Here is a 22,955-nt window from a genome sequence, read left to right as displayed (position 1 = left end):
TTTTGTTTTTTTTTCTTTGTTGTGGGTTTGTGGTTTGACAACGACAGAAATGAGGGAAAAAAACGCGGGGGCTGGTCGCGAAAGTGACACAGACTCGGGCCGTCTTGCAGACAACTGTTTACATACCTCGCACAACCGGCGAAAATCCCTTCCCTACTGGGTGGACTCGAGGGATGGAGCCGCGATGCGGATACGAGGGCTGGTCACGCTGCTGACGATCGCGACAATGACCGCGGTGACGGCGCAGACGGTGGAGGCGAGCCCCGGCAAGCCGGACGACGAGTCGATCGACTACCACGAATGGTCCGATCAGCGCGGATTCCGCGACGGCAGGCCGGAAGGGCTCGACCTTCACCACGGCGAGCTGCGCATCGATCGCCCGATCGGCACCATCGAGCACACCGAACCCTCGCTCGGCACCACGAAGACCTACGAATACGGCCAGTGGACGTCGAAGAGCCACAAGCACGGCTTCGACGCCTCCCAGCTGGTCGCCTCGTGGAACGCGAAGACACCGGCCAAGACCTGGATCAAGATCGAGGCGAAGGGCCGCACCTCGTCGGGCACCGAGACGGCCTGGTACGTCATGGGCCGGTGGGCCAGCGGGGACGCCGACATCAAGCGCACCAGCGTCGACGGCCAGAGCGACGCCAACGCCGCTGTCGACGTCGACACGCTGGTCATGAAGGCCGGCGTCGCGCTCCGGTCGTATCAACTGCGGATCAGCCTCTACCGCGAGGCCGGTTCCCGCGCCACGCCGTCGGTGACCTCGCTCGGCGCGATGACGTCGCTGGTCCCGGACCGGTTCGAGGTCCGGGCGACGAAACCGGGCCGCGCCACCGGTATCGAGCTCAAGGTGCCCGCCTACGCCCAGAACCTCCACAAAGGACAGTTCCCCGAGTACGGCGGTGGCGGCGAGAGCTGGTGCAGCCCGACGTCCACCGAAATGGTCGCCGAGTACTGGGGCAAACGGCCCAAGCGCGAGGACATGACGTGGATCCCGAAGGGTTACGTGGATCCGACCGTCGCGTACGCCGCCCGCTACACCTTCGATCACGCTTACGACGGAACCGGCAACTGGCCGTTCAACACCGCGTACGCCGCTTCACTCGGACTGCGTGGGCACATCACCCGTTTGCACTCCTTGAACGAACTCGAAAACTACATCGCGCGCGGCATTCCGGTGATCACTTCACAATCGTTCAAGGCCGAGGAACTCGACGGCGCCGGCTACGGCACCGCCGGGCACATCATGGTCGTCGTCGGTTTCACGAAGGACGGCGACGTGATCGCGAACGATCCGGCCGCCAACAGCAACGACCGGGTCCGAAATGTCTACAAGCGACACCAATTCGAGACGATCTGGCAGCGCACCAAGCGGTACAACACCACGGGCGGGGTCTCGGGCGCTCCGGGAGGCGTCGCCTACATCATCACGCCGCGCTGAAGGACGCACTGAACCGATACCGCACCCTAGCGGATCTCGCGGACGGCGTGGATTTCGTGGCAAGCTCGGAGTTTCGTCGACTCGGAGGTAAGCATGCCGTACGAGGTCCAGGGCGTCGTTTCCCGAGCCAAAGGTGAACCGGTCTCACTGGAGTCCGTGACGGTGCCCGATCCCGGGCCCGGTGAGGCCGTCGTCGCGGTCAAGGCGTGCGGTGTCTGCCACACCGACCTGCACTACCGCGAGGGCGGGATCAACGACGAGTTCCCGTTCCTGCTCGGCCACGAGGCCGCGGGATTCGTGGAGGCCGTCGGCGACGGCGTCACGGATCTCGAACCGGGCGACTACGTGATCCTGAACTGGCGCGCGGTCTGCGGCACCTGCCGGGCCTGCCGCCGGGGCAAGCCCTGGTACTGCTTCTCCACTTTCAACGCCGCTCGACCGATGACACTGGCCGACGGCACCGCTCTGTCACCCGCCCTCGGCGTCGGGGCGTTCCTCGAGAAGACACTCGTCCACAGTGGACAATGCACGAAGGTCGACCCCGCCGCCGAACCCGCGGTCGCCGGACTCCTCGGCTGCGGGGTGATGGCCGGTCTCGGCGCGGCGCTGAACACCGGCGCGGTGGCACGCGGCGATTCCGTCGCGGTCATCGGCTGCGGCGGCGTCGGCGACGCGGCCATCGCCGGGGCGAACCTGGCCGGCGCGAAGACCATCATCGCCGTCGACACCGACGACCGGAAACTGGACTGGGCCAAGGGCTTCGGCGCGACGCACACACTGAACAGCAAGGGACTGAGCGAAGACCAGGTCGTCGAAGCCATCCAGGAGTTCACCGATTCCTTCGGCGCGGACGTCGTGATCGACGCGGTCGGCAGGCCGGAAACCTGGCGTCAGGCTTTCTACGGCCGCGATCTGGCGGGCACGGTCGTGCTCGTCGGCGTCCCGACCCCGGACATGCGGCTGGACCTGCCGCTGATCGACTTCTTCTCGCGCGGTGGCTCGCTCAAGTCGTCGTGGTACGGCGATTGCCTGCCCTCACGCGATTTCCCGATGCTGATCGACCTCTACCTGCAGGGCAGGCTCCCGCTCGACAAGTTCGTCACCGAGCGGATCGCCCTGGACGGCGTCGAGCAGGCCTTCGAGCGCATGCACCACGGGGACGTCCTCCGTAGTGTGGTGACGTGGTGAAACTCTTCACCGACGCCGATTTTCCCGCCGACCCGTACCCGGGAGCGCGCCCGGGGCACTCGTTCGTCCATTTCGACGGCGCCGGGCACAGCCTCGACACCGCGCCCGAGGGCTGGCGCGAACGCCAGGCCGTCCTCGCCTACGGCTCGAACGCGTGCCCGTCCAAGATCACCTGGCTGCGGGAGAACATGGGGCTGGAGGGCCCCGTCGTCGTCTGCCACGCGCGCTGCACCGACCTCGCCGCGGTGTGGGCGTCCGGCCTGCGGTTCCGGGACGGGCAGCGGCCCGCCACGCTCGCCGCCGCCCCGGGTGTCGTCGAGGAGCACTCCGTCTGGTTCGCCTCCCCCGGCCAGCTGGCCGTGCTCGACCGTTGCGAGGGCAACGGCCAGCGCTACCGGCTGGTGCGGCTGACCGCCCCGGCCATCACCCTCGACGACGGCACCGTGCTCGACGACGTGGTGGCCTATGTCGGCGCCGCCGACATCCGCCTGCCGATCCTCGTGGACGGCAGGCACATCCGCGTCGCCGACCTCGAACAGCGCCGGGCCGCGGCGCTGGAAGGGATCCCCGCCGAGACGCACGGCCTGGACTGCACGCTGATCGACTCCGGGACGCTGGTCAAAGAAGCTTCCCGGGATTGAGGATCCCCGCCGGGTCGACGGTCTTCTTCGCCGCCCGCAGCACCTCGACGCCTATGTCACCGATTTCCGGCGCCAGATAGCGCGCGTGGTCGACGCCGACGGCGTGGTGGTGCGAGATGGTGCCGATCCCGGTGATCGCCTCCGAAGCCGCGGCCTTCGCCCGCTGCCACTGGCCGATCGGATCGGTCTCGTCGCGGGCGGTGAGCACGGTGAAGTACAGCGACGCGCCCGTTTCGTAGGCGTGCGAGACGTGGCACATGATGATCGTCCGGCCGAGCGTGGCGGTGAGCGCGGCGCGGACGGCGTCGCGCAGGTCGCTCAGTTCCGCCCAGTACGCGGCGGTCTCCAGGGTTTCGACGCAGACACCCTTGTCCATCAGGGCGTCCCGCTGCCGGGGCCCGGAAAACCGGCCGCGGCGCCAGGATTCGCCGAGGGCCGCGCCGATGCGGACGGCACCGAACGGCTCCAGCACCCGGGTGGTGTCCTGACGGCGCCGGGCCACCTCGCGTTTCGACGCGCCTTCCCAGCCGACGATCAGCAGACAGGGATGGGCGATCCCCCGCGCCTTGAGATACCGGCGCAGCGCCTTGGTCTTCCAGCTGTCGTTGAGTGCCAGCGAAACTTCGCTTTCATCCACATCGGACAGTCGGGTGACGTCCGCCAGCACGTGCCGCTGGGCGAGCTCGCGGACCGCCGCGGTGCCGTTCTCCCAGCCGTCGAGGACATAGCCCTCGTAACGGCGCACTTCCGGCACGGGGCGGACGCGGAGGGCGACCTCGGTGATCACGCCGAGCGTGCCTTCGCTGCCGATGGCGAGGTGCCGCAGGTCGGGTCCGGCCGCCGACGCCGGCGCGACGCCGAGCTTCCATTCGCCGCGCGGGGTCGCGAGCCGGACGCCCGAAACCATGTCCTCGAACCGGCCGTAACCCGACGAGGCCTGCCCGGCGGACCGGGTCGCGGCGTATCCGCCGATGGTGGCGCGTTCGTAGGACTGGGGCACGTGTCCGAGGGTGAAGCCGTGCGCGGCGAGCAGCCGATCGGCCTCCGGCCCGGTGACCCCGGCCTGCAGGACCGCGATCCGGGACACCGGGTCGACGGAGACCAGCTCGCCGAGCCTGGTGAGATCGAGCGCGATCACCGCGCTCTTGTCCCCGCGCAGCGCCGAAACCCCGCCGACCACGGACGTCCCGCCGCCGAACGGGACGACGCCGACGTCGTGCCGTGCGCAGATTTCCAGTACCGCCTGGACTTCGCCGGGATTCTCCGGCAGGACGACGGCGTCCGGCACCGGAAAATCACCGAACCCCCGGCGCCGCAGCAGGTCCAGATAGGACAGACCGGTCGCCCTGGCGAGCCTCGACCCCGGCGAAAACAGGATGTGCTCGGCGCCGACGAGCTGCTCGAGGTCACGTTTCGGCTGTTCGCCGAGCGCCGAATCGGGAACGGACAGCGCCGAATCCGGTGCGAAAGGCGCCGCCGAGCCGAGCGGGCCGATACGCTGGACGAGCCACCGCAGCGCCTTCGCCGGAAGGTGGGCCGCGTCACCGGCTTCGGGCGTCCAGGATCGTCTTAACCGGTGGTCAATAAGCTCTGTCACGACTACAGTGTTACATATGGACGTACAACGTCACTCACCTGCGGAAACAGGCGTTTCGGCACTGGCGGATACCCGATCCCGCCAGGCCTCCACGCGTGTGTCCGACGACGTTCTGCTCGACGCGGCGAAGAAGTGCGTTCTCGCCGTCGGCGTGAGGCGGACCACGCTCGCGGAGATAGCGCGGACCGCGAAGGTCAGCCGGATGACCGTCTACCGCCGCTTCCCGGACGTGCGCAGCGTGCTCGCGACCCTCATGACCCGCGAGTTCGGCGGCCTGCTGCAAGGCGCCGCGGAACCGGAGAACGAACCGGCCCACTTCCGCGAGAGGCTCGTGCGGAGTTCGACCACCGCCGTCACCGCGCTGTCGGGTGACCCGCTTTTCCGCACCCTGCTGGACCTCGACCCCGAACTCGTCCTGCCCTACATCGTCGAGCGGCTCGGGAAGACCCAGCGTTTCGCCGAAGGCGTGATCCTGCACCTGCTGCGGTCGGGCCAGGAGGACGGCTCGATCCGCAAGGGCGACCTGCCTTCGCAGGCACGCACCCTGTTGATGCTCATCCAGTCCTTCGCCTTCTCCTTCCGTCCCGCGACGGCGGACGTGAACGAGGACGACCTGATGGCGGAGTTCGCCAAGGTGCTCGACGCGGCGCTGCGGCCGTGACGCCTGGCTCGCTCAACGCACTGCGGCGCGAGCGGGAACTCGCGGCGCTCGACGGCGGTGAGCGGGCCGATCTGGCGGTCGTCGGTGGCGGGGTCACCGGCGCCGGGATCGCGCTGGACGCGGCCGCGCGCGGGCTCTCGGTGGCCCTGATCGAGGCGTACGACCTGGCGTACGGGACTTCGCGGTGGTCCAGCAAGCTGGTCCACGGCGGGCTCCGCTACCTCGCCAAGGGCGATCTGGCGCTGGCGCACGAAAGCGCCGTCGAACGCGGGATCCTCATGACGCGCACCGCGCCGCACCTCACCAGGGCGATCCCGCAGCTGTTCCCCATGTACCGCAAGACCTCCCGCGGTCAGCAGGCGTTCATCATGACCGGCCTCGTCGCCGGTGACGGCCTCCGCCGCGCGGCGGGCACCCCGGCATCGGTACTGCCGCGGCCGAGGTCGATCCCGGCCGCGGAGGCACTCGCGCTCGCCCCCGGCCTGTCTCCCCAAGGCCTGCGCGGCGCGCTGCTGGCCTACGACGGCGCGCTGACCGACGACGCGCGGCTCGTGGTGAACCTCGCGCGCACGGCGGCGTCTCGCGGCGCCAAGATCCTGACGAGGGTCGAAGCGCTCCGGCTCGGCGCGGATTCGGTACTGGCCAGAGACCGGCTCACCGGGCAGGAAGTGGAGATCCGCGCCGGTCAGGTGATCAACGCGACGGGTGTCTGGGCGGGCGAACTGGCGGAGTCGGTGCGGCTGCGGCCGTCCCGCGGCTCACACCTGATCCTGGCTCCGGGGTCGGCGCCGATCGGCGCGACGTCGGTCAACGTGCCCGTCCCCGGTGAGAACAACCGCTTCGTCTTCCTGCTGCCGCAACCCGACGGCCGCGTGTTCGTCGGGGTCACCGACGAACCGACCGACGGCCCGGTCCCGCGCGTGCCGTCCGTCCCGGAGTCCGATGTGGACTTCCTGCTCGAGGTGGCGTCGACGGCGTTCACCCGCCCGCTGACCCGCGCCGACGTCGATGGCTCGTTCGCCGGGCTGCGGCCGCTGGTCGAAGGCGGCGGTGGGCGCAGCGCGGATCTCTCGCGCAAACACGCGGTGGTGACCGGTGCCGACGGCGTGCTCACCGTCGTCGGCGGCAAGCTGACGACGTACCGGAAGATGGCCGAAGACGCCGTCGACGCCGCTTTGAAGCGGTCCGGGCTCCGCGCCGGGCCGTCGACCACGTCCCGGCTCCCCCTGCTCGGCGCAACGCCGCGGCATCGCCTGTCCACTGTGGACGCTCCTGCCCGGCTGGTCGCGAAGTACGGCACCGAGGCGCCCAGGATCGCCGCACTCGGCGAGGTCGATCCGGAACTGGGCCTTCCGCTGTCCGACGGGACCGAGATCAGTGCGGCCGAGGTCGTCTGGGCAGTGCGGCACGAAGGCGCGCTCGACGTCGAGGACGTCCTGGAGCGCCGCACCCGGCTCGGCCTGGTCGCCTCGGAGGCCGAAGCCGCCCGTCCCCGCGTCCAGGAGCTCGTCGACAAGTCGCTCGCCGGACTCACCGAGTAGAACACAACGCTCTCCAAACTTGACGAGTCGTTGGGTTTTTGCAACAGTATGTTCCATGAGCCCGGTCAGACGCGGCAAAGAGCTGCCGATCTACAACCGGCTTCCGGTGCTCCGGGCGGAGCGCGGACTGAGCAGGGCCGCCCTCGCGACGGCGGTCGAGGTCAATCCGCAGACCATCGGCGCACTCGAACGGGGGGACCACTACCCGAGCCTGGACCTGGCGTTTCGCATCTGCGCGGTGTTCGACCTCCCGGTCGAGGCCGTGTTCAGCCGCGAACCGTTCACGCCACTGTCCACTCAGGTCTACCGGGAGGGGGGAACATGAGCGAGAAGCGGGGACGCCTGGCGGCGTACTGGGAACGCCAGCTGGAACGGCTGGAGGAAGTGGAGCGCAAGCGGGCACTGCGGCTGCCGGGCTGGCGCACGCGGAAACGGCGGAGGACGTTGAGCGTGCTCGTGGTGGCGGGTGATCTGCTCCTGATCTCCGGCGCCGCCTTCTTCCAGACAGCGCACGACCTGGTCTTCCTCCTGGGCTGGTTCGGCGGTTCCTTGCTCGCCGGCGGCGCCCACTACCTGCTGCGGATCCTCACCGGCAAGATGAGCGGCGGGTTCTCGACCCGGCTCGACGAGCGTGAGCGGGAATGGCGCCATCGTGCCACCTTCGTCAGCTATCAGGTGCTGGTCGCGCTCATGATCGTCGCCGTGTTCTACGGCCTGATCGTCTCCGGCACCGAGAACGGCGGCGGACGCGGCGCGATGATGGGCGCCGCGCTGCTGGTCACCGGCACCACGCTGGCCGCCGTCATCCTGGGCTGGTCGCTGCCGGACGACGACCCCGAGGACTACACCGACTTCGAAGAGGTGACTCCCACATGACCGTCACCCGGACCCGCTCGGACCGCCGTCGCCTCGCCGTCGCGGCCGTGATCGGCCATCTCGTCGTGATCGTCGGGGCGGCCCTGCTCCGCGAGCCGACGCTGTGGTTCGCCGTCGGTCTGATGGGGCCCGGGCTGTGTCTCTGCGTCGGCACCGCCGCGGTGCTGCGCAAGGCCGTCGGCAGACCCGGTTCCGCGGCGAGCGATCTCGACGAACGTGAACTGCACTTGCGCGGAAGGGCGCACTACAGCGCCTTCCAGGGGATCTGCCTGCTGATGGTGGTGGATCTCGGATATGGACTTTACGCGGCCGGCCGACCGGATTCCGGTTCTCTGCTGGCCGCGATGACAGCGGCGTTACTCGTCTTCGGGACGTCGCTGCCGGCACTTTGGCTCGCGTGGAAACTGCCGGACGACGACCCCGAAGACTACACCGACTTCGAGGGGGTGGCTCCGGCATGACCGGGGACAAGAGGCGTTACAAGGTGTCCATCGGGATGGTCGCCGTCGTGCTGGTGGCCGGCGGGGTCCTCGCCGGGGCGGGGCGGGCGATCCTGGTGTACCGGGCCACTTCGGTGGTGAGCAACGTCAAGCTGGACGGACTGGTCCAGCGAAACCGCACGGTCTCCGGCGTCCACCGGGGTTTCACTGCGCTGGTGCGGTATTTCGAGGAGGGGAAGTGGAAATGAGCGAGGGGAAGCTGGAGATCGACCGGATCTCCAAGAGTTACGGCACGAAGGTCGCGCTGGACGAGGTGAGCTTCGAGGTCCAGCCCGGTGAGCTGTTCGGGTTCGTCGGCAGCAACGGGGCGGGCAAGACCACCACGATGCGGATCGTCCTCGGCGTGCTGGCGGCCGACGGCGGCGAGGTGCAGCTCGGCGGCGCGCCGATCACGCACGAGACCCGCACGCATATCGGGTACATGCCGGAGGAACGCGGGCTGTACCCGAAGATGAAGGTGCTGGAGCAGCTGGTCTACCTCGCCGAACTGCACGGGATGTCGGCCAACGACGCCCACCGCAGCGCAGAGAACTGGATCTCCCGGCTGGGGCTGGCCGAACGCCGCAAGGACGAGGTCCAGAAACTGAGCCTCGGCAACCAGCAGCGGGTGCAGCTCGCGGCCGCGCTGGTGCACGATCCGACGGTGCTGGTGCTGGACGAGCCGTTCTCCGGCCTCGACCCGCTGGCCGTGGACGTGATGAGCGGGGTGCTGCGCGAGAAGGCCGCGACCGGGGTGCCGGTGGTGTTCTCCAGCCACCAGCTCGATCTGGTCGAGCGGCTCTGCGATCGGGTCGGCATCATCCGAAGCGGGCGGATGGTCGCCTCCGGCACCGTCGCCGAGCTGACCGCGGACGCGGGCAACGGCCTCGTCGTCACCGCGCCCCACTCCTCGCCCGGCTGGGCCTCCGCCGTTCCCGGTGTCCGGTCGGCCGAGCAGAACGGCCCGACGACGGTCCTCGAACTCGAAGCGGGCGCCGACGACCAAGCCGTGCTCGCCGCGGCGCTGGCCACCGGCCCGGTCACCGAATTCACCAAACGCAGGCGTTCGCTGACCGAGCTGTTCCGCGACGCCGTCGCCGAGAAGCCGGCGGCACAAGGAGTTTCCGCATGAACACCATCTCACCCTGGCGCGCTGTCTGGCTCATCGCCAGACGCGAGCTGAACACGCGGCTGCGCACCCGGTCCTTCGTGATCGGCACGGCGGTCCTGCTGGTCATGCTGATGGGCTACGTCCTGCTGCAGTCCACGCTGATCAGCAACGAGGACAAGAGCAAGATCGGGCTCACCGGCCAGACCGCCGGTATCGCGCAGCAGCTCCAGACGGCGGGCGCGGCGGTCGGCGAGAAGATCGAGACCGTCACCGTCGCCGATCCGGCGGAGGGCCGGTCGCAGGTCGAAAACGGCGATCTCGACGCGCTGCTGTCCGGCAACGCCACCGAGCTGAAGGTGCTCGTCAAGTCCGAATTGGACACCAAGCTGCGTGCCCTGCTGACCGGGGTTTCACAGCAGGAAGTGCTCAACGGCAAGCTTTCCGAAACCGTGGAGAACCCGGAGCAGGTGCTGCGCACGGTCTCCGACACCCAGGTCGAGGTCGACTCGATCAAACCGCCGGATCCGGAGAAGGCCCAGCGGATGGTGATCGGGCTGATCGTGGCGGTGCTGCTGTACATGAGCATCGTGACCTACGGGACGCTGGTCGCCCAGGGCGTGGTCGAGGAAAAGTCCAGCCGGGTCGTGGAGATCCTGCTGTCCACCGTCCGGCCGTGGCATCTGTTGCTGGGCAAGGTGATCGGGCTCGGCCTGGTCGGCCTGACGCAGCTGGTGATCATCGGCGGCGCCGGGTTGATAGTCGCGTCGGCGACCAACGTGCTGACGCTGTCCGGGGTCGCGACGAGCGCGCTGCTGTGGGGCGTGGTGTGGTACCTCCTCGGGTTCCTGCTGTACGCCATCCTCTACGGCGCGATGGGCTCGCTGGTCTCCCGGCAGGAGGACACCCAGTCGGTGATCGGCCCGGTCAACATCGTGCTGATCCTGGGCTTCGTCGTCGGGTTCAACCTGCTGGCGCAGTCGCCGGAAGGCACGGGCACGAAGATCCTTTCCCTGGTGCCGCTGCTGTCGCCGGTGCTGATGCCCGCCCGGATCGCGGCCGGGACCGTCGAGGTGTGGGAGATCGTGCTGTCGCTGGGCCTGACCGTGGGCGCCATCGCCCTGTTCACCTGGCTGGGCGCGCGGATCTACCAGAACAGCGTCCTGCGGGTCGGCAGCCGGATCAAGCTGACCGAGGCGCTGAAGGGCTGACGCTTCGCGCGTGAAGGCCCCCTTCCCTCGGCTGAGCTGCGGGAAGGGGGCCTTCACGCGCGTTCAGGTCCCTTTGATCGCGCCGTAGCGCTCCAGGGCGACTTGGCGTTCGTGGGCGTGGTCGACCATGGGCGCGGGGTAGTCCTTGACGTCCTTCGGTTTGTGCACGGCTTTCCCTTGCACGGACCGGAGTTCGGGGACGTAGCGGCGGACGTACTCGCCGGACGGGTCGAACTTCTCGCCCTGCGTGGTCGGGTTGAAGATCCGGAAGTACGGCGCGGCGTCGGTGCCGCTGCCCGCGACCCACTGCCAGTTCAGCTGGTTCGACGCGAGATCCCCGTCGACCAGGTGCCGCATGAAATACCGCGCGCCGAGCCACCAGGGCAGATGCAGGTCCTTGACCAGGAAGCTCGCCACGATCATCCGGACGCGGTTGTGCATCCAGCCCTCGGCGAGCAGCTGCCGCATCCCGGCGTCGACGATCGGGAAGCCGGTGCGCCCCTCGCACCATCGCTGGAAAGCCTCGTCGTCACTCTCGTGTTCCATGGCGTCGAAGCGGGAATCGTAATTCTTCCGCGCCGTTTCGGGGCGGTGCCACAGAACGTCGGCGTGGAACTCGCGCCACGCGAACTCGCCGCGCAACGACCGCGCGCCCGATCCCTCGTTCCCGGCCAGGTCCGCCAGCAAGGTGCGCGGGTGGACGCAACCCCACCGCAGATACGGCGAAATCCTGGTCGTCCCGGGTCGATCCGGACGGTCGCGGTCTTCGTCGTAGGTCTCGAGGCCGTCGTCCAGGAACTCGTGCCAGCGCTCCAGCGCCGCCTTCTCGCCGGGCTCCGGCAGCTCCATTCCCTTGAGCGAAGGGGATTTCGGGAGCTTGACCGAACGCGGCGGTTCCACCCAGTCCACTATGGACTTACCGGTGTCCGCGGGGCGCGGCCAGCCGTGGCGCACCCACGCGCGGTAGAACGGGGTGAAGACGCGATACGGATCGCCGTCCGGTTTGGTGACCCGGCCGGGCGTGATCGCGTACGAGGAACCCGTCTCGGTCCACGCGATGTCTTGCTCCGCCAAGGCTTTCTTGACCTCGTCGTCGCGGCGGCGGCCGTACGGCCCGGTGTCCGCGCTGACGTGCACGGCCGAGGCGCCGATCTCGCGGGCCGCCTTGACGACCTCCTTGACCGGGTCGCCCTTGACGAGCATGAGCCGCCCGCCGAGCTGGTCGTCCAGCGCCTCGAGGCAGCCGTGCAGGAACGCGACGCGCGGGGCGCCGGAAGGTTTGAGGAGCGCGTCGTCGAGGACGTACAGCGCGAGGACGTGCTTGCTGTGCTTCGAGGCTTCCAGCAGGGCGGCGTGGTCGCCAAGGCGGAGGTCGCGGCGGAACCACAGCACTACGGGGGCTTCTCTGGTCACCCGGGAAACCCTAAGCGGTGCCGTCGGTGTGCGCAGTCCCGGATGCGATGAAAGGCCCGTTACTTGCAAAATTTGCAAGTAACGGGCCTTTCATAGCGCTTGCCGAAGCGGGATCAGCGCTCCGAGATCGGCGTGTAGTCGCGCTCCGCGGAGCCGGTGTAGATCTGCCGCGGGCGGCCGATCTTGGTGGCCGGGTCCTGGATCATCTCGCGCCAGTGCGCGATCCAGCCCGGCAGGCGGCCCAGCGCGAACAGCACGGTGAAGTACTTCGTCGGGAAGCCGAGCGCCCGGTAGATCAGGCCGGTGTAGAAGTCGACGTTCGGGTACAGCTTCCGCTCGATGAAGTAGTCGTCCGAGAGCGCGGTCTCTTCCAGCTTCTTCGCGATGTCGAGCAGCTCGTCGCCGCCCTTGAGCTTGGCGAGGATCTCGTCCGCGGTGTTCTTGATGATCTTCGCGCGCGGGTCGTAGTTCTTGTAGACCCGGTGCCCGAAGCCCATCAGGCGGACACCCTTTTCCTTGTTCTTCACGCGGGTGACGAAGTTCGCGACGTCGCCGCCCTCGGCCTTGATGCCCTCGAGCATGTCCAGCACCGCGCTGTTGGCGCCACCGTGCAGCGGGCCGAAGAGCGCGTTGATGCCCGCCGAGATCGAGGCGAACAGGTTCGCCTCGGAGGAGCCGACGAGGCGCACGGTCGAGGTGGAGCAGTTCTGCTCGTGGTCGGCGTGCAGGATGAACAGCAGGTCGAGCGCCTTGGCGACGTCCGGGTCGACCTCGTAGGGCTCGGCCGGGAAGCCGAAGGTCATCCGCAGGAAGTTCTCGACCAGGCCGAGCGAGTTGTCCGGGTACAGCAGCGGCTGCCCGACGGACTTCTTGTACGCGTACGCGGCCAGGGTCGGGACCTTGGCCAGCAGGCGGATGGTGGACAGCTCCACGTTCGGTTCGTCGAACGGGTTGAGCGAGTCCTGGTAGAAGGTCGACAGCGCCGATACCGCGCTGGAGAGCACCGGCATCGGGTGCGCGTCGCGCGGGAAGCCGCTGAAGAAGGCCTTGAGGTCTTCGTGCAGCAGGGTGTGGCGCTGGATCTTCTCGGTGAACTCCGCCAGCTGCGTCTGGGTCGGCAGCTCGCCGTAGATGAGCAGGTAGGAGACCTCGATGAAGGTCGACTTCCCGGCCAGCTGCTCGATCGGGTAGCCACGGTAGCGCAGGATGCCGGCGTCACCGTCGATGTAGGTGATGGCCGAAGACGCGGCACCGGTGTTCACGAACCCCGGGTCGTGGGTGATGTACCCGGTCGTCGCCAGCAGCTTCCCCAGCTCGATCCCAGGCGCACCCTCGACCGGGTGGATCACCTTGAACTCGTGCTCGCCATTGGGCAGGCGCAGCGTCGCGGTCTCGCCGGACTGCCCCGCAGCCGTCGTCGCGTCGGACATGTAAGTCCCTCTCACGTTCAGCACGGGCCGGCGGCGCCTGTAGGTTCCACAGGTACGCCCTCTTTCACGCGCGTGACCCATGGCCTCGCTGCACACCGCCCCGCTGGGGTATGAATTCCCCACCACGCTAGTCGAGAATGGGGTCAACGCGCAGCGGGTGAGTTGCTCACAACAGCCCCTTTGGGACCAGGTTCACACGGCGGATGCCATATCTTCGGCCGTCGGTGGTTCCGCCCCGCTCCGCGAGACGGTGATCGACGCCGCTTTCGCCGCGAATTCGAGCGCCGAACGCCAGCCATCGGCGTCGAGAGTGGACACGTCGCGCACCCCGTTCGAGTACAGCCATGCCAGTAGCGCGCCTTGCACGGTGTCACCGGCGCCGATCGTGTCGACGACGGCGACTCGGCGTGACGGGACCTGAGCGATTTCGCCCGCCCGTGTGATGACGGACAACCCTTGCGCGCCGCGGGTGAGCACCACGGCGTCGACCCCGGCAGAGGTCCAGACCTTTGCGGCGTCGACCGGGTCGGCGCCTTCGGCGAGCCATTCCGTGTCGTCGTCGGAGATCTTGAGCAGCCGGACATGCGGCAGCCAGGACTCGAACCTCGCCCGGTACGCCGCCGGATCGGTGATCAGCGCCGCCCGGATGTTCGGGTCGAGGACGGTCAGGACGCCCCGGGCGGCTTCACGGCGCAGCATGGTTTCGTAAGTGCTCGCACCCGGTTCCAGGACCATGCCGAGCGTGCCGAGCGAGAGCGCCGTCACATTTTCCGGCAGCGCGCCGGGATCGCCGACCAGCCTGTCCGCGGTGCCCTCGGTGTAGAAGGTGTACCGCGCGGAGCCCTTCTCGTCGAGCGCGACGACGGCGAGCGTCGTCGGCTCGTTTCCCCGCTGCAGCAAGGCGGTGTCAACCCCGGAGGCGTGCAGCCGGTCCACCAGCGCGGCACCGAAACGGTCATTGGAGACACGCGAGAAGAAGCCCGTCGGGACACCGAGGCGCCCGGCGGCGAGCGCGACGTTGTACGGACCACCACCCATCCGGGGCAGCAGGGCGCGCAACCCACCGTCCACAGTGGAATCCAACGGTTCACCAGGAACGAGGTCGACCAGCGCCTCTCCACCCACGACGATCACGGGCGCGATGCTAGCCGAGACGGCGGTAATCCCACCAGAATTGTCATTTCAAGACATTTTCGGGGCGAGGCCTCCGAGTAGGAGTTCCGACAGCGCGGTGAACGCCTCGGCGTCGGTCACCCCGGCGCGCTGGCCGACCACGCCGGTCTGGATTCCCTCGATGATCAACCCCGCCATTTCCGCGATCAGCCGCGCGTGCACCTCGCGGAAAACACCATCGGTGACGCCGCGATCGATGAACGACCGGATCCGCTGGGCCGCGGCGCGGCTGTTGAGCTGATACGCGTCCCGCGCCGGGGCGAATTCGGCGATGTCGGTCATGAAAGCGGCCGAGGCGCGATTCAGGTATTCGGAGATCCCGGCGAGGTACTCCCCGAGGATCTTGCGGGCGTCGTCGATCCCGGCGATCCGCTCCTCCAGCAGCTCGGCGGCCCCCTTGAAGAAGTGGGCGACGACCTTGACCGCGAGCTGCTCCTTGCTGGGGGCGAGCGCGTAGAGGGTCGACTTCGAGCAGTGGAGCCTGGCGGCGAGGTCGTCCAGCGTGAACTGGGAGAACCCCTCGGCGAGGAAGAGGGCTTCGAGCTCCGAAAGCAACGCTCGCTGACGCGCGGTGGGCTGGCGGCGCCGGGTCTTGCTCTCGGTCATCGGATCACTATCCCTTACGCGGACGGTATCCCCTCAGCGCCTTCTACTGTACGCTCAATCAGCCCACAGTACTGTTTTTAGTACAGCTCAGCTCGGAGGAGCCATGCCGGCGGACCGTCTTCTGCCCAGCACCGAGGCCCAGGATTTGATCGGCCTGGCCAAGGAGATCGCACGCGAGGAACTCGCTCCGATCGCGAGCAAGTACGAAGAGACCGCGCACTTCCCGCGTGAACAGTTCCGGCTGCTCGGGCAGGCGGGCCTGCTCGGCCTCCCCTACGCGGAACGCTGGGGCGGCGGCGACCTGCCGTACGAGGTCTACCTGCAGGTTCTCGAGGAGATCGCGGCCGCGTGGATGTCCGTCGGCGTCGGGCTCTCCGTGCACACGATGTCCTGCTTCGCGCTGGCGCACGAAGGCACCGACGCGCAGCGCGACCGCTGGCTCCCCGACATGCTGGAGGGTGACCTGCTCGGCGCGTACGCCCTCTCGGAGACCCACGCCGGCTCCGACGCCGCAGCCCTTTCGACCCGCGCGCGGCTCGAGGGCGACCAGTACGTCGTGAACGGCACGAAGGCGTGGATCACCCATGCGGGCGAGGCCGACTTCTACACGACCATGGTGCGCACGAGCGACGACGGCGGTCAGGGCATCACCTGCCTGCTCGTCGACGCGTCGACTCCTGGCCTCTCGGCCGCGCCTCCCGAGCGGAAGATGGGCCTCACCGGGTCGACCACCGCGCAACTGATGTTCGAGGACGCCATCGTCGACTCCGAGCGGCGGATCGGCGAAGAGGGCCAAGGGCTGAAGATCGCGCTGTCGTCGCTCAGCTCCGGACGGCTGGGCATCGCCGCGTGCGCCGTCGGGCTCGCGCAGGCCGCGCTGGACGAGGCCCTCGAGTACGCGAAGGGCCGCACGCAGTTCGGGCGGCCGATCATCGAGTTCCAGGGCCTGGAGTTCCTGCTGGCCGACATGGCCGCGACCGTCGAGACGTCGCGCGCGATGTACCTCGACGCGGCCCGCCGCCGCGACCGCGGGCTGCCGTTCCAGCGGCAGGCGTCGATCGCGAAGCTCGTCGCGACCGATGGCGCGATGAAGGTGACCACCGACGCGGTGCAGGTCCTCGGCGGCGCCGGCTACACGAAGGACTTCCCGGTGGAGCGGTACATGCGGGAGGCGAAGGTGCCGCAGATCTTCGAGGGCACCAACCAGATCCAGCGCATGGTGATCGCGCGGGAACTGCGAAAAGCCTGACATCCTCGTGAGTGGTAAGGACGGTTAGAGCGGACCGGTATTTGCCTACCTACGCATGACCAGGGCGAAGGTGGGGTGCGCGCGGTAGTCGAGGGGTCGCTCCGGTCTCGGAGCTCGATGACGGCGGGTTCGAGTGTGGAGGATTTGGGACGTTCACCGTCCTGAATCCTCCACACTCGGTTCACGCGGCCACCACGGACTGACGCTCACGCCTGTTCCGGGTGTTGACGATGAAGGAATCGGGACGTTGAGTGTCCCGATTCCTTCATCGTCGAGGGGGTGTTCCGTTCTCGGTGCTTGATCAACGGAGGATCGGGGACACTCAACGTCCCCGATCCTCCGTTGATCAAGACCGTGCCACCCCCACAACCCCGCGGACGGCAGCCGAGCGGGGAAGATTTGAGACGCTCACCGTCCCCAATCCTCCCCACTCACCCAGGATCCAGCGGGCAGGCAAATACGGGTCCACCAGAACCGTCCTTACCACTCACGAGCCGACCAGCTTCAGTACCCTCGCGGACCGAACTGCTGCGGTGGCGGGCCGCCCTGCGGCGGTTGCTGCGGCCACCCCGCTTGCGGCGGATAAGGCTGCTGACCCGGCCCCGGCTGCCACTGAGGCCCGGGCTGCCCCGGCGGGTATCCCGGGGCAGCCTGAGCGCCGTGCGGCTGCTGGAATGCCTGCTGCTGCGGGAATCCATGCTGAGCCGCGGCGACAAGGTCACGCGCCTTGCGCCGCTTCCCGCGGATGACCATCGTCGCGCCCAAGCCGGTCAGCGCGACCCCGACCCCGGCCATCCAGACCCCGTGATTCCGGAACGTCTCCGCACGGGATTCGGCCGCGGCCTTCATCTCGGCGTAGGTGTCCTCGCCGGTGCTGCGGCCGTTCTTCGTGGTCTCGCAGACGTCACCGGGCGACATGATCTTGCCGCCGCATTTGATGAGATCCGGGTTCTCGCGCGAGAACAGCAAAGTGACGACCAAGAACCCGATACCGACGATCAGGACGAAAACCCAGCGCTTCATATGTTACATGCCCTCCCCATATGTAACACATGAGAGCACAGGTCGCTCGCCCCTGACAAGGGCGAAGTCAGCTTTCGCGGTACCGGCGTTCCTCGGTGACGCCGACCCCGGCCTCCTCGTCGAAGTGGTAGACCTCGCGTCCGCGCACGAACACCCGCATGGCGCGGTTCATCACGTCCAGCGGATCGCCCGACCAGAGGACCACATCGGCGTCGAGACCCGGCTTCAGCGAGCCGACCTGGTCGTCGAGGTCCAGCATCGCGGCCGGGTTGACGGTCAGCGCCTTCAGCGCGGTCTCCGGGTCGAGGCCGTCCTTGACCGAAAGCGCCGCCTGGTACACCAGGAAGTTGATCGGCACGACCGGGTGGTCCGTGGTGATCGCGATCCGCACGCCCGCCCTGGCGAGGATGCCGGGCGCGCGCAGGGTTCGGTTGCGCAGCTCCACTTTGGACTTGGTGGTGAACAGCGGGCCGAGGATCACCGGCACGTCGCGCTCGGCGAGCAGGTCCGCGATCAGATGCCCTTCGGTGCCGTGGTTGATCACCAGTTTGTAGCCGAACTCGTCCGCCAGCCGGATCGCGGTGACCATGTCGTCGGCACGGTGGACGTGCTGGTCCCAGTACAGCTCGCCGTCCAGGACCCTGGCCAGGGTCTCCTTGGTCAGGTCGACGTCGAACGGCTTGCCCTCACCGGCGGCGTGGTCGCGCTTGGCGGCGTAGTTGCGCGCGGCGGTGAACGCGTCGCGGATGGTCGACGCGACGCCGAGCCTGGTGGACGGCGTCTGCTTCTTCTCGCCGTAGACCCGCTTCGGGTTCTCGCCGAGGGCGCTCTTCACGCTGACGCTCTCGGCGAAGATCATGTCGAGCACGGTCCGGCCCCAGGTCTTGACGCCGATCGTCTGCCCGCCGATGGGGTTCCCGGAGCCGGGCTTGATCACGACGCTGGTGACGCCGCCGGCCAGCGCGTCGTCGAAACCGGGCTCGTACGGGTCGATCCCGTCGATCGCCCGGAACCGCGCGCCGTTGGGGTCGGTCATCTCGTTGGTGTCGTTGCCCGACCAGCCTTCGCCGTCCTCATGGACGCCGAGGTGGGCGTGCGCGTCGATGAACCCGGGCAGCACCCAGGTGCCCGCGGCGTCGATCAGTTCGGCGTCTTCGGGGACCTCGACGTCGGCGGCGGTGCCGACCGCGGCGATCTTCCCGTTCTCGATGAGGACCGTGCCTCCGTCGATGGGATCACCGTCGACAGGGACGACGTAACCACCGACGATGGCCTTGACCAGTGCTTTGTTCGACATACTTTGACACGCTAACGAACTGGGCCGCCCGGAACCACACGGGGCTTTTCAAAGTGGACCAGCTCGTAGTCCGCCTCGGGCGTCCGGTGCGTTTCGACGTAGCCGAGCTTCGAGTACATCCGCAGCGGACCGATGCTCCGCTCTCCCGTGAACAGGCGGAACACGGTCACCGATTCCGGCATGGCCGCTTCGGCGGCGAGCAGCAACGAGCTGCCGAGCCCGTGTCCCTGCCTGTCCGGGGCCACGATGAGCCTGCCGACGAGACCGGCCCCGCCGTCCACGACGATCCGGACGCTCGCCACCAGCCGTCCGGATTCCCTGGTGCCCCAGGCGAAACACGCGGGATCGCCCAGGGCCTCCTTGGCTTGCTCGAAGGTCTCCAGCAGCGGCGGGAGGTCCAGGTTCCGGTGCGTCCTCGCCTCCGGCACGTAGGCCGCGCGCTGCAGTGTGAGCGTTTCGCCCGCGTCCACGGGGCCCAGCCGGAGCGGCGACGGCATCAGCGGACCCGGATTCCCCAGCTCCCGGTCCACGAGGAGGCGGGCTCCAGGTCGATCAGGTCGGTACCGGTGTTGAGCGCGTCGGCGGGGCAGGTCATCGGCTCGATCGCCACCGCCCGGCCGCGGCCGACCAGGTCGTCCGGCGTGAACACCTGCGCCCAGTGGAAGTCCGGCCCCGCCCAGACCACCAGCTCCTGCTCGCCGTGCGAGAGGACGTGGTGGTGGTTGCCGTCCTCGGCGACGCTCAGGCCGCCGAACGCCGTGTCCAGGTCGACGCCTTCGAGCACCTTGCCGTGCCGGAAGTCGTACTCGGTCCCCTCGACGTCCTGCTCGTCGGCATACGGCATCTGCTCGTCGCCGAGGTACGGCCGGACGCGGCTCGCGGGCAGCGTCAGGGTCAGCTCGTCGGTGGGCACGTCACCGATGCGGAAGTAGGGGTGCGTCCCGAGGCCGACGCCGATGAGGCTCTCGCCCTCGTTGCGGATCTCGTGCGTCACGACCAGCTCGCGCGGCGAGATCTCGTAGGTGATCGTCGCGCGCAGCGGTACCGGCCAGCCCTCCTGCGCCGGGACGTCGATGGCCAGGGTGATCGCCGACTCCGCGTGTTCGAGCAGTTCCCACTCCTCGTGCCGGGTCAGGCCGTGGATCGCGTTGCCGCGGGCCTCCTCGGTGATCGGGAGCTGCTGTTTTTCACCCTGGTGGACCCACTGGCCGCCCTTGGTGCGGTTCGGCCAGGGCAGCAGGACCTGCCCGGCACCCTTCGGCGGCTTCTCGTCCTCGGCGAAAGCCTCGACGTACGGCACCCCGCCGACCTCGAACGCGCGCAACCCGGCGCCGATCTCGGTGATGACGGCGCGCGCGTTGCCGCGGGTGATCTCGAACTGCTCTCCGGTGGGATTGGCCATGCGGACGAGGTTACCGGCGGCCCAGGGCGACGTAATGTGGGAATGCCACGCTCGGACGAAAGGAGACCGCCGCGATGACCGTTCCCGGCTACCCCAGCACCGTCGGCCGTGTCCTGGAGCGGAGCGCGCGGCGCGTCCCGGCCCGGGTCGCGCTCACGTTCGCCGATCGCGTGTGGACCTACGCGGAACTCGACCGCGCGGCGGGCCGGGTCGCGGCGAAACTGCTCGGCCGCGGTCTCGTCCACGGTGACCGTGTCGCGGCCTTCGGCAGGAACTCCGACGCGTACCTGTTGCTGTACCTCGGTTGCGCGCGGGCCGGGCTGGTGCACGTACCGGTGAACTTCAACGCGCGCGGTGAGGAACTCGAGTACCTGCTCACGCAGTCCGAGCCCGCTGTCGCGTTCGTCGATCCCGCGCTGGCCGGGCACGTGACGTCCGCTCACGCGTCCACTTCGGACATCCTCGACTGGGCACTGGACGAAACCGTCGCCCCGCACGAGGAATCCGGTGTCGCGGACGATGATCTCGTCCAGCTGCTCTACACGTCCGGGACGACCTCCCGGCCGAAGGGCGCGATGCTCACCCACCGCGCGCTGGTGCACGAGTACTCGTCCTGCATCGCCGCGCTCGACCTGAGCGACCGTGACGTGCCGCTGCACGCGCTGCCGCTGTACCACTCGGCGCAGATGCACGTGTTCCTCATGCCCGGCCTCGCCGTCGGCGCGACGAACCACCTCGTCGAGGCACCCGATCTCGGCGACGTCCTCGCGCGGATCCCGCGTCAGGGCGTCACTTCCCTGTTCTTCCCGCCGACCGTCTGGGTGGGACTCGCGAACCATCCCGGCCTCGGTGACGCGGACCTGAGCGGTCTCACCAAGGCGTACTACGGTGCGTCGATCATGCCCGTCCCGGTGCTGGAAAAGTTGCGGGCGCGACTACCGGGAGTCGGGTTCTACAACTGCTTCGGCCAGTCGGAGATCGGTCCACTCGCGACGGTGCTGCGTCCCGAAGAGCACGACGAGCGGCCGGATTCCGTCGGCCGCCCGATCCTGTTCGTCGAGACGCGCGTGGTGGACGCGGAGATGAACGACCTCCCGCCGGGCGAACTCGGCGAGGTCGTGTACCGCTCTCCGCAGCTGTGCACCGGCTACTGGGGCAAGCCCGAAGAATCCGTGGAAGCATTCGCGGGCGGCTGGTTCCATTCCGGCGATCTGGTGCGCCAGGACGAAGAGGGCTACCTGTTCGTCGTCGACCGGATCAAGGACGTCGTCAACACCGGCGGCGTGCTCGTCGCGTCGCGCGAGGTGGAAGACGCGCTGTACGCGCATCCCGCCGTCGCCGAGGCCGCCGTCGTCGGCCTGCCGCACGAACGCTGGATCGAGGCGATCGCCGCGGTGGTCGTGGTGAAGGAATCCGTCGGCGAAGCGGAACTGATCGAGTTCGCCAAGAAGTCGCTGGCGGCGCACAAGGTGCCGAAGTCGGTGCATTTCGTCGACGAGTTGCCGAAGAACGCGTCCGGGAAACTGCTGAAACGCGAGTTGCGGCAGTGGTTCGGCGGGTCAGCGTCCGCGATCGGCGTCTAGCGACTCGGCGTACGCGGCGAACTCGCGAGTCGCTTCGAGACTGCCCGGGCGCGGCGGATCGTCCGGATCCCAGCCGAGTTCGCGGTCTCGCAACACCTGCGTGAGCAGCGGCCGCCACCGCGGATCGAGGTTTTCGCGAGCCCATTCGAGCGCGCCGCGTTTCGACTCGACCTCGGCCGTCCGCAGGGTGTAGAGCACGCGGCAATAAGTCGACACGATGTAGCGCTGGGTCCAGGCGAGCTCGAAGGGCGCCCACGCCCGGACGCCGTCGATGAGCCCGCGCAACTCCTCACGCATCGCCGCGCGCAGCGCCTCCGGTGGCGGATCGTCGACCAGGCTCGCGATCGGCGGGCCGTCGAGCACGATGCCGCGGTGGCGCAGGATCCAGCGGGTGTGGAGGCTGTTGCAGTGGGTGTCCCAGATCAGGACGCGATGGCCGTGATCGCAGTACAGCCACGGCGTGCCGAGCCCTTGGCCGGTTTTCAAGGACCCGACGTCCGCGTACGAGCCCTCGATTTCCTTGCACCAGAAGCCTTCGCGCGTGGGGAGCTCGTCGTGGAGCACGCGAAGGTCGGCTTCGGCCCTGCCGCTCGGGGGCTCGGTGGTCGCGATGATGAAGTCGCAGTCGCTGTGGAGATCGCCGGCGCCGAGGGCGAAGGAGCCTTGAACGTACGCGCCGACGTAGGTGTCGCCGAGGATCTCGCGGGCTGAAGCGACAAGGCCGGTGAGGACTTCGTCGAGTTGCACGTAAGGCGTGTACACGATGGCTTTCTTGAGAGCAGGTTGACGGCATCCGGGACGCCGGCTGTGTGGATTTCAGTGCGCTGGATGACCAGAATTCCACACAGTCCCGCGTGACCGGTCCGATCGTGACGGGGTGTGTGGGAAGAGGGGAAACCAAAACCCCCCCCCCCCCCCCCCCCCCCCCCCCCCCCCCCCCCCACACCCCCCCCCCCAACACCCCCCCGCCCCACCCCCCCCCACCCCCCCCCCCCCCCCCCCCCCCCCCCCCCCCCCCCCCCCCCCCCCG

At 68.6% G+C, this 22,955-nt stretch carries 23 protein-coding genes; 13 read left to right on the top strand and 10 right to left on the bottom strand.

What is annotated here, in order from left to right; translation table 11 throughout:
• The first annotated feature begins 184 nt into the window (after positions 1-184).
• From ACZ5IK_RS02490 to ACZ5IK_RS02480, 3 genes are all read left to right on the top strand, one after another.
• A complete protein-coding gene (locus ACZ5IK_RS02490) occupies positions 185-1,447 on the top strand; it encodes a C39 family peptidase (protein WP_465486223.1) in 1,263 nt (420 codons plus the stop codon).
• Between the two features lie 93 nt (positions 1,448-1,540).
• Entirely contained in the window at positions 1,541-2,635 is a 1,095-nt protein-coding gene (locus ACZ5IK_RS02485) for an S-(hydroxymethyl)mycothiol dehydrogenase (protein WP_101610785.1), read from the top strand.
• A complete protein-coding gene (locus tag ACZ5IK_RS02480) occupies positions 2,629-3,276 on the top strand; it encodes a gamma-glutamylcyclotransferase family protein (RefSeq protein WP_465486222.1) in 648 nt (215 codons plus the stop codon). Before ACZ5IK_RS02485 ends, ACZ5IK_RS02480 begins: the two co-directional genes overlap by 7 nt.
• On the opposite strand, the gene ACZ5IK_RS02475 is transcribed toward ACZ5IK_RS02480, so the two are convergent.
• Positions 3,254-4,873, bottom strand: a complete 1,620-nt coding sequence (locus ACZ5IK_RS02475) for an FAD-binding oxidoreductase (RefSeq protein ID WP_465486221.1) — start codon at positions 4,871-4,873, stop codon at positions 3,254-3,256. The two genes, ACZ5IK_RS02480 and ACZ5IK_RS02475, sit on opposite strands and share 23 nt — an antisense overlap.
• A gap of 97 nt (positions 4,874-4,970) precedes the next feature.
• On the opposite strand from ACZ5IK_RS02475, the gene ACZ5IK_RS02470 reads away from it, so the two are divergent.
• Genes ACZ5IK_RS02470 through ACZ5IK_RS02435 form a run of 8 tightly spaced genes read left to right on the top strand, consistent with a single transcriptional unit; the run spans position 4,971 to position 10,749 of the window.
• A complete protein-coding gene (locus ACZ5IK_RS02470) occupies positions 4,971-5,534 on the top strand; it encodes a TetR/AcrR family transcriptional regulator (RefSeq protein ID WP_465486220.1) in 564 nt (187 codons plus the stop codon).
• The gene (locus ACZ5IK_RS02465; protein ID WP_465486219.1) at positions 5,531-7,075 is read left to right on the top strand and encodes a glycerol-3-phosphate dehydrogenase/oxidase; all 1,545 of its coding nucleotides are present in this window, start codon (positions 5,531-5,533) and stop codon (positions 7,073-7,075) included. The genes ACZ5IK_RS02470 and ACZ5IK_RS02465 overlap by 4 nt, the downstream gene beginning before the upstream one ends.
• Before the next feature lie 55 nt (positions 7,076-7,130).
• Entirely contained in the window at positions 7,131-7,400 is a 270-nt protein-coding gene (locus ACZ5IK_RS02460; RefSeq protein ID WP_005155992.1) for a helix-turn-helix transcriptional regulator, read from the top strand.
• Entirely contained in the window at positions 7,397-7,951 is a 555-nt protein-coding gene (locus tag ACZ5IK_RS02455; protein WP_465486218.1) for a hypothetical protein, read from the top strand. The genes ACZ5IK_RS02460 and ACZ5IK_RS02455 overlap by 4 nt, the downstream gene beginning before the upstream one ends.
• The gene (locus tag ACZ5IK_RS02450) at positions 7,948-8,412 is read left to right on the top strand and encodes a hypothetical protein (RefSeq protein WP_465486217.1); all 465 of its coding nucleotides are present in this window, start codon (positions 7,948-7,950) and stop codon (positions 8,410-8,412) included. Before ACZ5IK_RS02455 ends, ACZ5IK_RS02450 begins: the two co-directional genes overlap by 4 nt.
• Positions 8,409-8,639: a hypothetical protein gene (locus ACZ5IK_RS02445; RefSeq protein ID WP_465486216.1), complete on the top strand. Its 231-nt coding sequence runs from the start codon at positions 8,409-8,411 to the stop codon at positions 8,637-8,639. Before ACZ5IK_RS02450 ends, ACZ5IK_RS02445 begins: the two co-directional genes overlap by 4 nt.
• Complete coding sequence (locus ACZ5IK_RS02440) at positions 8,636-9,562, top strand: ABC transporter ATP-binding protein (protein ID WP_465486215.1); 927 nt, start codon at positions 8,636-8,638, stop codon at positions 9,560-9,562. The genes ACZ5IK_RS02445 and ACZ5IK_RS02440 overlap by 4 nt, the downstream gene beginning before the upstream one ends.
• Positions 9,559-10,749, top strand: coding sequence for an ABC transporter permease (locus tag ACZ5IK_RS02435; protein ID WP_465486214.1), 1,191 nt, complete (start codon positions 9,559-9,561; stop codon positions 10,747-10,749). Before ACZ5IK_RS02440 ends, ACZ5IK_RS02435 begins: the two co-directional genes overlap by 4 nt.
• 63 nt (positions 10,750-10,812) lie before the next feature.
• On the opposite strand, the gene ACZ5IK_RS02430 is transcribed toward ACZ5IK_RS02435, so the two are convergent.
• From ACZ5IK_RS02430 to ACZ5IK_RS02415, 4 genes are all read right to left on the bottom strand, one after another.
• Positions 10,813-12,162, bottom strand: coding sequence for a cryptochrome/photolyase family protein (locus ACZ5IK_RS02430; RefSeq protein ID WP_465486213.1), 1,350 nt, complete (start codon positions 12,160-12,162; stop codon positions 10,813-10,815).
• Between the two features lie 113 nt (positions 12,163-12,275).
• Entirely contained in the window at positions 12,276-13,592 is a 1,317-nt protein-coding gene (locus ACZ5IK_RS02425) for a citrate synthase (protein WP_465486212.1), read from the bottom strand.
• A gap of 192 nt (positions 13,593-13,784) precedes the next feature.
• The gene (locus ACZ5IK_RS02420; RefSeq protein WP_465486211.1) at positions 13,785-14,726 is read right to left on the bottom strand and encodes a carbohydrate kinase family protein; all 942 of its coding nucleotides are present in this window, start codon (positions 14,724-14,726) and stop codon (positions 13,785-13,787) included.
• Positions 14,727-14,774: 48 nt separating this feature from the next.
• Positions 14,775-15,371 carry a TetR/AcrR family transcriptional regulator gene (locus ACZ5IK_RS02415; RefSeq protein ID WP_101610797.1) on the bottom strand — a complete coding sequence of 199 codons (597 nt, stop codon included), beginning with the start codon at positions 15,369-15,371 and terminating at the stop codon, positions 14,775-14,777.
• 103 nt (positions 15,372-15,474) lie between these two features.
• Here ACZ5IK_RS02415 and ACZ5IK_RS02410 point away from each other — a divergent pair, with 103 nt between their 5' ends.
• Entirely contained in the window at positions 15,475-16,620 is a 1,146-nt protein-coding gene (locus ACZ5IK_RS02410; protein WP_465486210.1) for an acyl-CoA dehydrogenase family protein, read from the top strand.
• Positions 16,621-17,124: 504 nt separating this feature from the next.
• Here ACZ5IK_RS02410 and ACZ5IK_RS02405 read toward each other — a convergent pair.
• From ACZ5IK_RS02405 to ACZ5IK_RS02390, 4 genes are all read right to left on the bottom strand, one after another.
• Complete coding sequence (locus ACZ5IK_RS02405) at positions 17,125-17,643, bottom strand: hypothetical protein (protein ID WP_465486209.1); 519 nt, start codon at positions 17,641-17,643, stop codon at positions 17,125-17,127.
• A 67-nt stretch (positions 17,644-17,710) separates the two neighbouring features.
• Positions 17,711-18,940, bottom strand: a complete 1,230-nt coding sequence (locus ACZ5IK_RS02400) for an amidohydrolase (RefSeq protein ID WP_174720466.1) — start codon at positions 18,938-18,940, stop codon at positions 17,711-17,713.
• Positions 18,941-18,951: 11 nt separating this feature from the next.
• Positions 18,952-19,437, bottom strand: a complete 486-nt coding sequence (locus tag ACZ5IK_RS02395; protein WP_465486686.1) for a GNAT family N-acetyltransferase — start codon at positions 19,435-19,437, stop codon at positions 18,952-18,954.
• Positions 19,437-20,342, bottom strand: a complete 906-nt coding sequence (locus ACZ5IK_RS02390; protein WP_465486208.1) for an aldose 1-epimerase family protein — start codon at positions 20,340-20,342, stop codon at positions 19,437-19,439. The genes ACZ5IK_RS02395 and ACZ5IK_RS02390 overlap by 1 nt, the downstream gene beginning before the upstream one ends.
• Before the next feature lie 74 nt (positions 20,343-20,416).
• On the opposite strand from ACZ5IK_RS02390, the gene ACZ5IK_RS02385 reads away from it, so the two are divergent.
• Positions 20,417-21,925 (top strand): fatty acyl-CoA synthetase, encoded by a 1,509-nt coding sequence (locus ACZ5IK_RS02385; RefSeq protein WP_465486207.1) that lies wholly within the window; start codon positions 20,417-20,419, stop codon positions 21,923-21,925.
• Here ACZ5IK_RS02385 and ACZ5IK_RS02380 read toward each other — a convergent pair.
• Complete coding sequence (locus tag ACZ5IK_RS02380; protein ID WP_465486206.1) at positions 21,902-22,687, bottom strand: aminoglycoside adenylyltransferase domain-containing protein; 786 nt, start codon at positions 22,685-22,687, stop codon at positions 21,902-21,904. The two genes, ACZ5IK_RS02385 and ACZ5IK_RS02380, sit on opposite strands and share 24 nt — an antisense overlap.
• Between the last annotated feature and the right edge of the window lie 268 nt (positions 22,688-22,955).

It is taken from the genome of Amycolatopsis sp. NPDC031561, from assembly GCF_055580625.1.
The sequence above is the reverse complement of the archived record's forward strand: the minus strand, read 5'-3'. Positions and strand labels throughout refer to the sequence as shown.

Coding starts and splice junctions, on each gene's coding strand:
- ACZ5IK_RS02490 (WP_465486223.1), top strand. CDS start 185: ATGCGGATACGAGGGCTGGTCACGCTGCTGACGATCGCGACAATGACC.
- ACZ5IK_RS02485 (WP_101610785.1), top strand. CDS start 1,541: ATGCCGTACGAGGTCCAGGGCGTCGTTTCCCGAGCCAAAGGTGAACCG.
- ACZ5IK_RS02460 (WP_005155992.1), top strand. CDS start 7,131: ATGAGCCCGGTCAGACGCGGCAAAGAGCTGCCGATCTACAACCGGCTT.
- ACZ5IK_RS02455 (WP_465486218.1), top strand. CDS start 7,397: ATGAGCGAGAAGCGGGGACGCCTGGCGGCGTACTGGGAACGCCAGCTG.
- ACZ5IK_RS02450 (WP_465486217.1), top strand. CDS start 7,948: ATGACCGTCACCCGGACCCGCTCGGACCGCCGTCGCCTCGCCGTCGCG.
- ACZ5IK_RS02445 (WP_465486216.1), top strand. CDS start 8,409: ATGACCGGGGACAAGAGGCGTTACAAGGTGTCCATCGGGATGGTCGCC.
- ACZ5IK_RS02440 (WP_465486215.1), top strand. CDS start 8,636: ATGAGCGAGGGGAAGCTGGAGATCGACCGGATCTCCAAGAGTTACGGC.
- ACZ5IK_RS02435 (WP_465486214.1), top strand. CDS start 9,559: ATGAACACCATCTCACCCTGGCGCGCTGTCTGGCTCATCGCCAGACGC.
- ACZ5IK_RS02425 (WP_465486212.1), bottom strand. CDS start 13,592: ATGTCCGACGCGACGACGGCTGCGGGGCAGTCCGGCGAGACCGCGACG.
- ACZ5IK_RS02415 (WP_101610797.1), bottom strand. CDS start 15,371: ATGACCGAGAGCAAGACCCGGCGCCGCCAGCCCACCGCGCGTCAGCGA.
- ACZ5IK_RS02410 (WP_465486210.1), top strand. CDS start 15,475: ATGCCGGCGGACCGTCTTCTGCCCAGCACCGAGGCCCAGGATTTGATC.
- ACZ5IK_RS02405 (WP_465486209.1), bottom strand. CDS start 17,643: ATGAAGCGCTGGGTTTTCGTCCTGATCGTCGGTATCGGGTTCTTGGTC.
- ACZ5IK_RS02400 (WP_174720466.1), bottom strand. CDS start 18,940: ATGTCGAACAAAGCACTGGTCAAGGCCATCGTCGGTGGTTACGTCGTC.
- ACZ5IK_RS02395 (WP_465486686.1), bottom strand. CDS start 19,437: ATGCCGTCGCCGCTCCGGCTGGGCCCCGTGGACGCGGGCGAAACGCTC.
- ACZ5IK_RS02390 (WP_465486208.1), bottom strand. CDS start 20,342: ATGGCCAATCCCACCGGAGAGCAGTTCGAGATCACCCGCGGCAACGCG.
- ACZ5IK_RS02385 (WP_465486207.1), top strand. CDS start 20,417: ATGACCGTTCCCGGCTACCCCAGCACCGTCGGCCGTGTCCTGGAGCGG.